Source organism: Zobellia sp. B3R18 (assembly GCF_018860715.1).
Classification (GTDB): Bacteria; Bacteroidota; Bacteroidia; order Flavobacteriales; family Flavobacteriaceae; genus Zobellia; species Zobellia russellii.
Genome location: NZ_JAHKQG010000005.1, coordinates 23,899 through 38,093 on the forward strand (window position 1 = coordinate 23,899; position 14,195 = coordinate 38,093).

The window sequence follows — 14,195 nt, forward strand, 5'->3', positions numbered from 1 at the left end:
AATCCAAAATTACGGATATATTCCATGTTAAAGTATTTTTGGCTCTAATTTTTATGTAATTACAATAGGAATTTGCCCATAATAAATTGAAGTCTCTTTTAGATTTTATCCGGTCAATTAAATACGAGTTAGAGCAACTGTATTGGGATTCAGGTAGGTAACTTCAACATTCAATATTTAAAATGTTAGTCATGAGTACAATAATTAAATCTAGTAAAGAAGGATTAAATAACGAAGTTCAACAAAACCGAGGGCTTGGTAATGAATATGAAAGACAGGAAAATACTTCCGAGGAAGTTGGAAAACCTGTTGATAACGGTGGTGTTTCAATATCGGTAGATGAAGAGCATCTAAGAAAACAATGGTTGGCGGTAAGGGATGAATATTTGGCCAATTTTCCTGAATTGGATGGCGTGGATGACCACAATGAAAAGGATAACATAGGGGTCTTGATCAATAGTCTGGCGAAAAAAAGACAGCAAACTCCGGAAACCATACAGCATGAAATTATGAATTGGTCCGCTAGTAAATAAGTGGTCATCAGAATTTGTACTATTATTAAATCTAGCCAAGTGTTATGAAGGAAAGCGCTACTACTATATCAGAATCAATAACCATGTTCTATAATAATTTTATAGAGCGGTTACCCGGGATAGGCGTAGGTGTCCTTATCATAATACTTGGTTTATTAATAGGTTCATGGATAGGAGGTTTTGTAAAAAGAAGATTGGCCATCCGGACAGGTGATCCCTTAATGAGTAAATTTCTGGGGCAAGCTATCAAATACATTTTAGTTATTGTAGCCATAATGCTTGCATTGGAAGCTTCGGGTCTAGGTGCAATAGCAACTGGAATATTAACGGCGGCGGGTGCAAGTGCCGTGGTGCTGGGTTTTGCCTTTAAGGATATTGGTCAAAATTTTATCGCCGGAATCATAATGGCCTTCAGCAGACCATTTGATGTAGACGATACCGTGCAAATAGATGATAACTTTGGAAAGGTAAAAGCTTTAGAGTTTAGATATACGAAATTAAAGACTTTTGACGGGAAGGACGTTTACATTCCTAATAGTGATGTTTTGACCAAGCCGGTCACGAATTATACCGAGGACGGCTTTTTTAGATGGGACTTCAATATTGGTATTGCCTATGAGGATAATATTGAAGGGGCAAAGGAGACTGTTTTAAAAGCTTTAAGAAAGGAGCCCAATGTTATAGAGGATAAGGAACACGAAAATTTTGTGATTGAGGACGAACTAGCCACTAGCACAGTAAACCTAAAGGTGTTTTTTTGGGTGGATACTAAAGATTTCAGAAGGATGGCCCTGATTACTAAGGGTAATGTGGTGCGGAATGTAAAGGAAGAATTAGAATTAGCAGGTTTCTATATGCCAGCCGATATACAAGAGATAAAGTTATATGGAGGCGAAACGGAGTTTCCTGTGAAGGTTAGCTCATTATCGGAATAAAGGCGGGCTTCTTTTTTACATATAATTTTGACATGAGCTTGTGTACTGCGTCTAATGGTTACAGCATATTACCGAAAAAATTTAAGGGTAGGGCAGAGTAGTTTGTCACGAAAAAGGTTTAGCACCACTTAATATCTATATAGACAAAAAAAAGGAGCTACTGTATAGTAGCTCCCAATCATTTAGTACGTAGTAATCTTAAGCTAAATCTTCAAGAGACTTAATCTTATTCAAATCTGTTCTAATCTTTAATTTCTGATCACGTATAAGGGCAGCTATTGATGCGGGTAGCGTTGCATCATCCAGAACTTCATCATATTCTTCTATGGCCGCTTTGTCTCCTCTAATAGCTTCTTCCAACATAGACTCATCGTTATCTGCTGAAAAGAGGGCTTTGATATCCATCCAAGCTCTATGGATACTACCTGTAAAACTACTATTGTCGTCAATAGAATCATAACTGGCTATCATTTCCGTTCTTAAAGCATTGTTGAATTGAGCACGCTCGCGTGATTTGTTGTCAAAATAAGCCTTTAGATTTGGGCTATCTGCATTTTCTGCAGCTTTCTTATAGCCTTTTTCGGCATCTCTATTTTTCTCCAGTATCTCTTCTAATTGATCAACTAACTTTTCATATTTTGTTTCCATGATAATCTTATTTTATTTGGGTTAATAATGGTAAAGTTTCATTTTTTAGATAACATCTATTATTGCAATAACTAATTTTAATAACCTTAAAAGATTAATTCTATTAGTTGTAAGAGGTCCAACCTATTAATATATACCAAGCTGTTGTTCGGTAGTTATTAAATTAGGTTTGTAGGATGCACGCCATTAATCATTGTTTACAATAAAGGCATGGATTACACCTGGTAACCAAGCCAACATAGTAAGCAAGAGGCTTATCAAAAAAGTAGAGCCTAGACCATGTTTGAGAAATACGGCCAATGGTGGTAATATTATATTTAAGATTATTGTGATTAAAGACATGATATATTAAATTTTGGTTCACACCAAAAATAGCTCTTACCTAGCAGAGTAGTTGACCGTAATCATGGTATGATTAACTGTATGACATTAAGGTAATCTAATGTGGCATTCACCTAAATTCAGAATCAATAATTTTGATTCATTTTTTGTTGTAGAATTTTTAAAGTTCTCTAGTTTTAGTCTTATAAGATTAGATTTTTAACCCTAAACCTTTTTCTCTCACAAATATTCCTTAACAGAGTTTGGAATAATTAATATCACGTTTAATTTCGGTCGTCAATGAATTTTAAAAAATGTAATTATGAAAAAGCATATAAAAAAAATAGCTGTTTTATTCTTCGTTACGGCCCTTATTGTTTCTTGTAGCAAAGACAATGACCCTGCCGATGATGATTTCTTTGTGGGAACTTATAAAGGTTCAATCAGTTATTCCGAGACTTCTGGAAACACAAGCATTTCTACGGATGATGGGCGTGTAACGTTGGTAAAAGTTGGAGATTCGTATAATTTTGATTTTTCAGATGGGATTCCAAGTCTAAAAGGCATAAAAATTGACAAGAACGAGAATATCCTGATCAGTAGTGATGGAGGAATACAAATAGACGAAGGCAATCTTACTATAGCCTATACCAAAGATGGAGAGGTGTGGGGTGCAAATTGTACTAGATAACCGCATATGAATTTAGCCGCTCTCAATTGAGCGGCTAATTTTTTTGCCTTTCCCGTTTAAATGCTAATAATTTTATGAAGTTGATTAAAATCTATTACCATTGATACATCAATTTCGTACGGCTTATTTATATCCACTTCTTTAAAATTGTGCTTTTGAACATTTTTTTGAATTATTGAAGACATAGGTATTTCTCAAAAAAAGTTGAGACTAATTTAAACTCAATTTGAAACTACTTGAGGTCAGATATTACAGCCTTAATATTTTCAATAACAGGGGCCTTTTTAAATTCTAATTAGAAGAGGTGAGATACCGGATAGGAAAATCACCTTTTTGATATTCATTATTTACATTAGGTATTATTATCAATTATAGAATTTATTGATAATTGATTGGGTAAATTCTCAATCCATTTCTTTCTTTTCATGCTGTTCTCAATTTTTGAAAATACTTTTAATATACAGATTTGGTTCATTAAATATTTATCAAAACAAATTTAATATGTTGATTTTGAGTGATTTAATATTGAATTTGTTGTCTTGAATAACTTGTTGAACAGAACGTTTCAAATCTCAATTTAGGTCATTTTATAAAATGAAACGAAATGAAGACCATCGTAAAGTAGTTTTATCAGGTAAATTAAAGAGTGCTCAACTCTTGACAACTAACTTAAACTTAACTCACTTATGCGAAAGAAAATTACAATGTTTTTCTTGGTGTTACTTTGTGCACCATTTTTTGCATTGGCGCAGCTAAACGTGACCGGTACGGTCATCGATGATCTGGGGTTACCTTTACCCGGCGCTTCAATTGTTTTAAAGGGAACTACAAATGGTGTTACCACAGATTTTGACGGAAAATTTTCCATAAAAGCCAATGAAGGCGATGTATTGGTGTTTTCGTACATAGGTCTAAAGAACAAAGAGGTAATCGTTACCTCCGAGGTGGTAAATGTGGCCATGGAGAGCGATATATCACAACTTGATGAAGTCGTAATCATTGGTTATGGTACCACAACCAAAAAAGATGCCACCGGTGCAGTACAATTATTGACCGCTGACGACTTGAACAAGGGTGCCATTACCACGGCAGACCAAATGATTACCGGTAAATCTGCCGGTGTACGTGTAGTGAGCAATGGTGGAGACCCTGATGCGGAAATTAACATTAGAATTCGTGGGGGTTCTTCCTTGAACGCTAATAATAGTCCATTGATAGTGATTGATGGAGTACCGTTATCCAATCAGAATCCTGCAGGGCAAGCAAATCCTTTAACTTTAATAAACCCTAATGATATTGAATCTTTCTCAGTATTAAAAGATGCTTCTTCTACCGCTATTTATGGGTCTAGAGCTTCTAATGGGGTGATTATAATCACTACAAAGTCCGGTACTAAGGGAGCACCTCAATTTAATTTCTCGTCTAATGTACAGGTGGGGACGTTGAGTAATCAAATAGATATTTTTGATTCTGCCGGGTACGTAGATTTTATTCAGAAGACTTATCCGGATAGTGCTGGATTTTTAGGGTTAAATGGTACTGTTTATAATACCAATTGGCAGGAAGAGATTTATAGAACCTCTTACACTATTAATAACAACCTAACGGCTAGAGGAAATTTGTTCAATAAAATTCCAATCAGAGCTTCTTTTGGGCATTCGGAAATTGCAGGTATTTTAAAAGAATCCCAGTTAGACAGGTATACAGTTTCTTTGAATATTGCTCCTGAGTTTTTTAATGAACATTTAAAAGTTACTATTAACGCAAAGGGTATTGCTACTGAAAAAGACCAACCGGATTCGGGTGCCATAGGTAGTGCATTGGCTTCGAACCCTACTTTGCCCATTTATGACTCACAGGGAGGAATTTTTGGCGGTTATTACCAGTTGACCGATGATCAAGGTATTGTTGGTCCGGCAAACCCATTGGCCTTGTTGAAGCAACGTGAGCGTAACGAAGACGCGGACCGATTTATTGGTAGTGCTGAGTTTAGGTATAAGATACATGGTTTTGAAGATTTAACGGCCGTGATAAACACAGGTATTGATTACTCGGAATCTAGTATAAACGAATATTTTTTGCCAAGTGCTGTTGGGGCATACACGGTATTTAATGGTCTACCAATTTTTAACAACTTTAGTGAGAGTTTCAGCGAAAAACAAATAAAGAGAGACCACTTATTGGATGCGTATTTATCCTATGCCAAGAATTTTAATGGGGCATTGAATAAATTAGATGTGCAAGCGGGCTATGCTTACCAAAACTTTACGAATCAGGGGACTACTTTTCCGACAACTACAGAAAATGGTTTTCGTGAGCCACAACAACCGTTTAAATATTACACCGAATTAAATTTGCAATCGTTTTTTGCCAGGGCAAATTTGACTCTTTATGATAGTTTCTTGTTTACGGCTTCTGTGAGGGCAGATGCTTCGTCTCTATTCTCGGAAGACGATAGATGGGGATATTTTCCAGCCGCCGCTTTAGCTTGGAAATTAGATGAAGAGAGTTTTTTAGAGGAAGCTAATTGGATAGATCAATTAAAATTAAGGATTGGTTGGGGACTCACAGGACAACAGGATATTACAGGTCCGGTGGGTTACTTTCCGTATACCGCTTTGTATGATGATGGCGACCCAACAGTAAGTTATATTTTTGAAAATGAGGTGGTTACCACCTACAGGGCTAACGCTTTTAACCCAGATTTAACTTGGGAAAAAACCTCCACTTATAACGTTGGTATTGACTTTGATTTTTTCTCTAATATTTTGAGTGGTAGTGTGGATGGTTATATCCGTAATACAACTGACTTGTTAGCAGAGGTACCACAGTCCGAAGGTGCCTTAAGAAACAGATTTGTTAGTAATGTTGGGGAGACCGAGAGTAAGGGTTTTGAAGCTGCGTTACAGTTCAGGCCTATTCAGACAGATAATTTTTCTTTGGAGTTCAATGCGAATGCAGCTTTTAATGAAACCTATATAACTGATTTGGATAATATCACCCAGTTTTCTAGCGGCGGTGGTATTGGTCGTGGTACCGGTATAAATATTGGGCAAACTGCGGTTGGTGAACGTAATCGTACGTTTTGGTTATATGAGCAGGTTTATGATGCTAATGGAAAAGTTATTGAGGATGCTTTTGTAGATCAGAATGGTGATGGAGTTATCTCTGATACCGATAGAAGATTTATTCCTTTTGAACCTAAATGGACGTATGGCTTTGGAACCTTTGTGCAATATAAGAACTTAGATTTAACGGCAAATTTGAGAGGACAACTAGGGGGTAACGTTTACAATGCCAACTTATTGAATAGAGGATTTGCACAGGCGGCTATTCCACAAACAGATTCTGGTTTTATCAACAATACTTTGGATTTGTTCGATGGTGTGCAATACAATGGGTTTCCAGAAATTCCTTCGGATACACAAGCATTGTCAGACTTTTACCTATCAGACGCTTCATTTTTAAGATTGGATAACATAACCATTGGATATAGTCTTAAACCATTTGAAGATAAGAAGTTGAGCCTAAGGTTCTATGGTTCGGCCAACAACGTATTTGTTATTACGGATTATGATGGTTTAGATCCTGAGAATTTTGATGGTATAGAGACTTCGCCCTATGCACGTCCACGTACCTACACATTAGGATTAAATCTTGACTTCTAAAAACTAACTACAGATGATTAAAAAAATAATATTCGGACTATTTACAGCTACGGTTTTAGTAGGCTGTACAGACGATTTAAATACAGAGCCAAGAGTAGAGCAGAGTTTGGATAACTTATTGGATTCGGACCCTAATGCCACTTTAGGAATTCTTGGCAAACTATATGGAGGCTTGGCCTTGCACGGTATTGGTATACCGGGTAGTAGTAACCAACAAGCGGATATCGCTGGAGATGACCCAGGGGAAACCGTATTCTTCAGGGCAATCTGGAACATGCAAGAGCTCACTACCGATATTGCCAAAAACCGATGGGGAGACGGCGGGCTAGACCCATTGACTACAGCAACCAACTGGGTGCCTACCAATAAATTCTTTGGCTATCTATACAATAGAAGTTATTTCAACATTGCACAGATAAACAACTTCATTATAGAAGTGCAAAAAGCCGATGAGCCAAATGCAGATGTATATGTGGCTGAAGCTCGATTTTTACGTGCCTTGTTCTACTACTATCTAATGGACACTTTTGGAGGTGTTGTAATGATTACGGAAGCAGACGGTGTAACAGGTGTGAGCAGAGCAAAGAGTACGCGAACGGAAGTTTTCGAGTTTGTGGAGAGCGAACTATTGGCAGTAGAAGAAACTATTCCTGCGAGTAATGAATATGGTAGGGCAAACAAAGCAGCGGTACACATGTTGTTGGCTAAAATCTATTTGAATGCCCAAGTATACACAGGCACAGATAGGTATTCAGATGCTTTGATCTATAGTGAAAAGGTAATTTTAGAGTCGTCGTTTACGTTAGATGATGATTACCAATCCATCTTTCAAGGAGATAACTTTACATCTCCAGAAATTATTTTTCCAATTATTGGAGATAGAAATTCCGTACAATCCTTTGGTACGGCAACTTATCTTACCAATGGTAGTTTAGGCGATACGACCATGCCAATTGCAGAATTTGGAAATTCTGAAAGTTGGTTCGGGCACCGTTGTACTCCAGCTATTTACAGTTTGTTCGGGGATTTGGAAACAACTGCGGATAGCAGGGCTATCTTCTGGACGGATGGCCACAGTTATGAGATGGATGATTATCGTACTTGGGAAAGTGGTTACCCAACTACGAAGTTTCAAAATCAATATTCGGATGGTAGTTCGGGTCAAAGTAATTTCTCGGATACGGACATTCCTTTATTCCGTTTGGCAGACGCCTATTTAATGTACGCGGAGGCCCAATTTAGGGGAGGCGGCGGTTCTGCTGTTCAGGCGGTTGATTATATCAATGTCCTGCGAGAAAGAGCATATGGAGATGCTAGCGGTAACATTACCGAAGCAGACCTTACCGAGCAATTTTTGATAGACGAGCGTGCGCGAGAGTTGTATTATGAGGGTCATAGAAGACAGGATTTAATACGTTTTGATCGCTTTACGGGAGGAACTTACAATTGGCCGTGGAAAGGTAATGTGGTAGACGGAACATCAATTCCGGACCATTACAATCTATTTCCGTTTCCATTGGAAGCCTTACAGGCAAACCCGCTATTGGAACAAAACCCAGGCTATACTAACTAAAAACTAAAACGATGAACAGAAATTTGGTATTTATATACACATCCATCGTAGCAATGGCACTTTTAGTGACAGGTTGTAGCGATGATGACGAAAATATTAGGGTAAGCGATACTGCTAGCACCCAATTAACTTTGTCTTCCACGGACGCTCTTAATCTAACGAGAGATATGACGGGTGAAACTGTACTGAGCCTCAATTGGTCGGCACCTGATTTTGGTTTCTCAGGAGCGGTACCTACCTATAACGTAGTTCTAGGTGTAGATACGGACACGGAAGCAATGCCCGCGCGCATAAATGTTGGCAATGTACTCAGCAAAAATTTCTTTGCGGAAGAACTGAATGAAGCCATTTCGGATGCTGGTGCTTTGGCAGGCTTGGAAAATGAAGTTAAAATTTGGGTAGAAGCTTTATTGGGTAAGGAGGTGGTAGCTTCCTCGGCTGAGCGGGCATTGACCATTACAGGTTATGCTACCTCATTTGATCTAAGTTCCCCTTGGGGACTGATAGGTTCGGCCACGCCAAACGGATGGGATGGTCCAGATGTGCCGGTATATGCAACGGCTATTGCAAATGAATTTGTTGCATATGTTACCTTAACGGACGGCGAGCTAAAAATTAGAAGAGACAACGATTGGACGGTTAATTATGGAGATACCGGGGCAGACGGTACCCTAGACCTAGATGGTGATAATATTCAGGTTACCTCAGGTACTTATAAAGTCATGTTTAGCTTAAATGATTTTAGCTATGCCATTGAACCGTTTACATGGGGATTGGTGGGTGATGCTACGCCAACTGGATGGGATGGTCCGGATACAGAACTAACATATGACTCTTCTACTGACCAATGGAGAGCGGTAGTAACTCTAACCGATGGTGAAATGAAGTTTAGGCAGAACAATGATTGGGCCGTAAACTTTGGGGATTCCGGGGCTGATGGTACCATAGAAGAAAATGGCGATAACATTCTTGTAGAGGCTGGTAACTATCTGGTTTCTGTAGACTTTACTAATAATCTTTATACCATAGAGCCTACGGATATTTGGGGATTGGTAGGTGATGCCGCACCAAATGGGTGGGATGGTCCCAATATGCGTTTTACACCAGATTATGCCAATGAAGGGGTATGGATTCTAGAAAACGTGACAGTCTTAGATGGTGAAATTAAGTTCAGAACTAATGATGCGTGGGATTTAAATTATGGCGATGATGGTAATGACGGGACCTTAGAATCAGATGGCGCTAATATTCCGGTAAGTGCAGGTACTTACACCATCAAACTTTTCTTGGCAGATGCCGATAACCCGACCTACACTATCGAATAAATTAAAAAATTATGAAAATCAAAAACTATATAAAAATAAGTCTGGCTGCGCTAACTATATTGTTCGCAGCCTGTACTAATGATGATTTTTCACAGCTAAAGGTAAAGGAAGCTAACGATACCGAAGATTTACCCTCTGGTTCGGCAGTCGGTAGAACGGAGGCATTATTGCCGGGTAATGGCGTTATGATGCAGGCCTTCTATTGGGACGTGACCGAAGGAGGAATATGGTGGGACAATGTTGAATCTAAATTGGATGGCTGGGCCGCTAATGGTATTGATGCTATCTGGATACCGCCTATTTCTAAAGGTCAAAGTGGTGGTTTCTCCATGGGGTATGATCCTGCAGATTACTTTGATTTTGGTGATTTTCAGCAACACGGTACCGTTGAGACTCGTTTTGGTAACCGTAAAGAGTTGGAAAAAATGATCGGTACGGCTCACGAAAATAACATTGCCGTAATTGCGGATATTGTTTTAAACCATAACTCGGGCGGTCAGTTAGAATACAATGAGTTTAGGCAAATTGAAACCTATACATTGTTTGAGCCTGCATCAGGTTTGTTCAATAGAACTTGGTTAAACTATTTGCCTAATGCAGAAAATTTGGAAGACGAAGGTCGTTTTGGCGGTTTCCCGGATTTAGATTTAAATAATGAGTATGTGCGAGATTGGTTATGGAATTCGGAGGAGTCCATTGCTAATTACTATATGAATACGCTAAAAATTGATGGTTGGAGATTCGATTTTGTAAAGGGGTTTTCTACTGAAGTCGTTAAAGACTGGATAGCCACCGTAGGGGGGTATAGTGTAGGTGAGAATTTTGATGGAAATGTTGAAGGCGTTGTACGCCCTTGGATAGAAGCTACGGGCGCCAATGCTTTTGATTTTCCTAACTTCTTTAACATGCGAAATGCTTTCTTGAACGGTAATTTAAATGAGTTGGTTAAACCAAGTTTAATTTCTACCATACCGGACAAGGCAGTGACCTTTGTAGGTAATCATGATACAGAAGCCAGGGATGGTAGTAACGAATTTCCAGATGAGTTTGAAACGCATGCCTATGCCTACATCATGAGTGCTCCCGGATATCCATGTGTTTTTTATTCACATTATGAGGCTAGTGGAGACGAACAAAAAGCTAAAATCAATCAGTTAATTCAGATTCGCTCAGAACTAGCTGCAGGAGCTTGGGCTGTAAACCATGTTTCTAACGAGGAATTTGTAGCGATTAGGGGTGGTGATGCAGAGAAGCCAGGTTTGGTACTGTACATTAATCTTAGTGGGGAAGAGGTAACAAGAGAGGTTCAAACCCATTGGGCCAATGCCAACATCAAAGATTACACAGAAGAATACTTAATTTTTGAGCAATCAGATGCTAATGGAACGGTAACATTAAAAGCACCTGCAAATGGGTATGCAATCTGGGCGGCTACGCAAGATGAACAATTAGCTTTTCCCGAAGCGTTATATGTGCCTGGGGGCTATCAAGGTTGGGATCCAGTTTCTGCGCCAATGCTTAATGCGGTAGAGTTACCAAACCTAGCGGGTACCTTTAGGGGGCATGTGAGATTTACAGATGCGAGTAACGAATTTAAACTTACGGATGCAGCTAACTGGGACAATGGAATATATGGTGATGAGGGTGACGGTACTTCGGGTGTACTTGTTTCTCCTGGAAATAATATTGTTTTATCAGGTCCTCAAGATTATGAAATCAATGTAGACTTAGTTAATAATACATTTTCTGCAAACACTTGGGCAATAATTGGTTCTGCCACGCCAAATGGTTGGGATGACCCAGATTCTGACATGTCTTATGATTTTGATAGAAATGTTTGGACAATTACTGCGAACCTTGCTGATGGAGAATTAAAGTTTAGGGCCAACAATGGTTGGGACGTAAATCTTGGAGATGCTGGCGCTGAAGGTTCGTTAGAAGATGGAGGTGGGAATATTCCTGTAACCGCCGGTAGTTATCAGATAGATTTGGACGTTGTCAATAAAACTTTTAGTCTTGGTACTTGGGCAATTATAGGTTCTGCAACCCCTAACGGATGGGACGACCCCGATACGGATATGGTTTACGATATGACCAATAATGTATGGACAATAACTACTGATTTGTTGCCGGGTGAAATGAAATTTAGGTTTAACGATACGTGGGATGTAAACTTAGGTAATACCGGAACTGATAATTCATTACGTCAAGATGGAGATAATATTATGATATCAACTGCAGGCAGTTATACAATCAACTTAGATATTATGACCAATACGTATACTATTAATATGAATTAGGAAGTTAGTTTAGTTAGTTTATTAGTTAATAAAGGTTGTCATTTGGCGACCTTTATTTTTTTAGTTTACCCCATCTTAAAAATTAAATTTATGGTTGTCAATTGTCATTCGTTATTTCTATATTATTTCAAGCCAAATACTATATTTGAGCAGTAGGTTCTTAATGGCTTTGACCTACTTATATGGACGAACGGTAATCTCGGTTCATTTACATTTATTAAAAGTTTTGGGTTAAATGATTTTCAATAAAATTTTCGGACAAATTTTTTTAACGGCTAATTATTTCAATTTTTTTTGGATAGCCATAATTTATCTGAACATAGGCAGTTTGGTCGCTCAAACAAATTTTGTGATAGATTATGTGCCAAAAGACACCAAACCATCAGACATACTGTATTTAACGGGAACATTTAATAATTGGAACCCTGCAGATGTAAATTACAAGTTTACAAGAAAAACTGATGGAACATATGAGTTAAGAAATAAGTTTTTTAATGGGTCTTGGATATCCTATAAAATTACTAGAGGTAGTTGGGCTACTGTAGAGGTCAAAAAAGATGGAACACCGCTAACGGTAAGAAAACACTCTTTTAACAATGCAACAGAAGAAACGTTAGTCTTACAAGTGGCGGGTTGGTCCGACACTTTTAACGAACTAACCAAACCTCAAAAAGTAACGATTCTTATAACGGAAATACCCCGAAACACTCCTCCAAATTCCTCAATATATATATGTGGTAATTTTAATGGTTGGGTACCAGGAGATCAACGTTACAAAATGAAACAGCTTGCCAACGGAAACTATCAAATAGAAGTTCCTGTTTATAAAGCGCCGTTGGAATATAAGTTTACCCGCGGTAATTGGTTAACGGTTGAGGGTAATAGCTATGGCAGGCCTATACCCAATCGTATATTGAGTAGTAAAGAAATTAGTCTGAACCAGCCCATAAAAAACAGAATAACATATTGGGAAGACCAGTCTTATGGTATATTTAACCCTTATACCTTACTTTTAATTCTTACGGCTTTACAAGGCTTTTTTCTAATATTCATTATTAATTCCGGTAGGAACAATAACAAGTGGGCCAATCAGGCATTAAGTGTTCTCATTTTTATCATATCGTTCACATTAATTTCTAGAGTAGTAATATATGATCGTGTAATCTATACAGATTATCCAAGACTATCGCTATTGACTGATTTGGTGTTTTTCTTATACGGCCCCATTTTTCTTATATATATTGAAAGGTTATTGCAACATAGTAAAAAGTCCTTTTTGGCCTATTGGCCCCATTTTATACCCTTTTTAGTACAGATTGCTTTATACATCACTTTTTCTTTTAATCCCACACATACCTTTATTGAGCAAAATTTATTTCAATCTTTAGAATCTCCACCATACGCATTTTACGAAGTGATCGTACTGCTGGCATTAGTGTTTAATATATGGTATTGGTTTAGGATTAAAGGGAAAATTAAAATGTACTTTAGAAATATTGAAGTCAATTATTCTACGGATCAGAATATAAAATATTTGAATGTGATTATGTTGGTGCTTGGGATGTGTTTAGTATTATGGACGGTAATTGTTCTAGTTGATATCTATAGTACCTATAGTAATTATCCCATAAACTATACAGCAAATTTATTGATAGATATATTATGGGCCGTTTTTTCGGTGGTGGTTTATTTATTGGGGTATTTTGCTATAAAGCAACCGGAAATTTTTAGAATGGCCGTTGTAGAAGTAGAAGTGTCAACACCGGAAGAAAATCGTTCGCAAATCAATACAAGCGAGTTGAAGGAACTTAAGCAGGCATTGCATTTAAAAATGATTCAAGAACAGGTTTATTTAAATCCAGAATTAAGTTTGCCGGAATTGGCCGAAAAAATGGATACCAATGTGCATACCCTATCCAAAACTATTAATGCGGGGTATTCCAAAAATTTCAGGGATTTTGTAAATTATTATAGAATTCAGGATTTTATAGAGCGCGCCCAAGACCAAAAATACAAGAACCAGACCTTCTTGGCGATAGCCTTGGCCGTAGGTTTCAATTCCAAATCATCCTTTAACCGGTCATTTAAAAAAGTAACCGACAAATCGCCTAGAGAATATTTTAATGATCTGAAAGCGGACTAGTCTATAGACTTAGAATAAGTATCATTTTATAATATATATAGACCAAGTTATAATATAA

Annotated in this window: 10 protein-coding genes; 8 read left to right on the forward strand and 2 right to left on the reverse strand. The window is 37.8% G+C overall.

Annotated features, from left to right (window positions below; all coding sequences use genetic code 11):
• Positions 1-191: 191 nt before the first annotated feature.
• Both KO513_RS02475 and KO513_RS02480 read left to right on the forward strand, forming a co-directional pair.
• Complete coding sequence (locus tag KO513_RS02475; protein WP_215442042.1) at positions 192-533, forward strand: hypothetical protein; 342 nt, start codon at positions 192-194, stop codon at positions 531-533.
• A gap of 44 nt (positions 534-577) precedes the next feature.
• On the forward strand, positions 578-1,468 hold the full coding sequence (locus KO513_RS02480) for a mechanosensitive ion channel family protein (RefSeq protein ID WP_215912157.1): 891 nt from the start codon (positions 578-580) through the stop codon (positions 1,466-1,468).
• 198 nt (positions 1,469-1,666) lie between these two features.
• On the opposite strand, the gene KO513_RS02485 is transcribed toward KO513_RS02480, so the two are convergent.
• Together KO513_RS02485 and KO513_RS02490 are read right to left on the reverse strand one after the other, a co-directional pair.
• Entirely contained in the window at positions 1,667-2,116 is a 450-nt protein-coding gene (locus tag KO513_RS02485; protein ID WP_215912158.1) for a ferritin-like domain-containing protein, read from the reverse strand.
• Between the two features lie 186 nt (positions 2,117-2,302).
• Complete coding sequence (locus KO513_RS02490) at positions 2,303-2,458, reverse strand: YqaE/Pmp3 family membrane protein (RefSeq protein WP_215442039.1); 156 nt, start codon at positions 2,456-2,458, stop codon at positions 2,303-2,305.
• A gap of 301 nt (positions 2,459-2,759) precedes the next feature.
• On the opposite strand from KO513_RS02490, the gene KO513_RS02495 reads away from it, so the two are divergent.
• From KO513_RS02495 to KO513_RS19790, 6 genes are all read left to right on the forward strand, one after another.
• The gene (locus KO513_RS02495; RefSeq protein WP_215912159.1) at positions 2,760-3,128 is read left to right on the forward strand and encodes a hypothetical protein; all 369 of its coding nucleotides are present in this window, start codon (positions 2,760-2,762) and stop codon (positions 3,126-3,128) included.
• A 686-nt stretch (positions 3,129-3,814) separates the two neighbouring features.
• Positions 3,815-6,796 carry a SusC/RagA family TonB-linked outer membrane protein gene (locus KO513_RS02500; protein WP_215912160.1) on the forward strand — a complete coding sequence of 994 codons (2,982 nt, stop codon included), beginning with the start codon at positions 3,815-3,817 and terminating at the stop codon, positions 6,794-6,796.
• A 13-nt stretch (positions 6,797-6,809) separates the two neighbouring features.
• Positions 6,810-8,369 carry a RagB/SusD family nutrient uptake outer membrane protein gene (locus KO513_RS02505; protein ID WP_215912161.1) on the forward strand — a complete coding sequence of 520 codons (1,560 nt, stop codon included), beginning with the start codon at positions 6,810-6,812 and terminating at the stop codon, positions 8,367-8,369.
• An 11-nt stretch (positions 8,370-8,380) separates the two neighbouring features.
• Complete coding sequence (locus KO513_RS02510) at positions 8,381-9,694, forward strand: SusF/SusE family outer membrane protein (protein WP_252735649.1); 1,314 nt, start codon at positions 8,381-8,383, stop codon at positions 9,692-9,694.
• A gap of 11 nt (positions 9,695-9,705) precedes the next feature.
• Positions 9,706-11,994 (forward strand): alpha-amylase domain-containing protein, encoded by a 2,289-nt coding sequence (locus KO513_RS02515; protein ID WP_215912162.1) that lies wholly within the window; start codon positions 9,706-9,708, stop codon positions 11,992-11,994.
• Between the two features lie 349 nt (positions 11,995-12,343).
• Positions 12,344-14,137, forward strand: a complete 1,794-nt coding sequence (locus KO513_RS19790; RefSeq protein WP_215912163.1) for a helix-turn-helix domain-containing protein — start codon at positions 12,344-12,346, stop codon at positions 14,135-14,137.
• Positions 14,138-14,195 lie beyond the last annotated feature (58 nt).

Bases quoted from the DNA above. Each gene is read 5' to 3' on its own strand.
- KO513_RS02475 (WP_215442042.1), top strand. From the start codon at position 192: ATGAGTACAATAATTAAATCTAGTAAAGAAGGATTAAATAACGAAGTT.
- KO513_RS02480 (WP_215912157.1), top strand. From the start codon at position 578: ATGAAGGAAAGCGCTACTACTATATCAGAATCAATAACCATGTTCTAT.
- KO513_RS02485 (WP_215912158.1), bottom strand. From the start codon at position 2,116: ATGGAAACAAAATATGAAAAGTTAGTTGATCAATTAGAAGAGATACTG.
- KO513_RS02490 (WP_215442039.1), bottom strand. From the start codon at position 2,458: ATGTCTTTAATCACAATAATCTTAAATATAATATTACCACCATTGGCC.
- KO513_RS02495 (WP_215912159.1), top strand. From the start codon at position 2,760: ATGAAAAAGCATATAAAAAAAATAGCTGTTTTATTCTTCGTTACGGCC.
- KO513_RS02500 (WP_215912160.1), top strand. From the start codon at position 3,815: ATGCGAAAGAAAATTACAATGTTTTTCTTGGTGTTACTTTGTGCACCA.
- KO513_RS02505 (WP_215912161.1), top strand. From the start codon at position 6,810: ATGATTAAAAAAATAATATTCGGACTATTTACAGCTACGGTTTTAGTA.
- KO513_RS02510 (WP_252735649.1), top strand. From the start codon at position 8,381: ATGAACAGAAATTTGGTATTTATATACACATCCATCGTAGCAATGGCA.
- KO513_RS02515 (WP_215912162.1), top strand. From the start codon at position 9,706: ATGAAAATCAAAAACTATATAAAAATAAGTCTGGCTGCGCTAACTATA.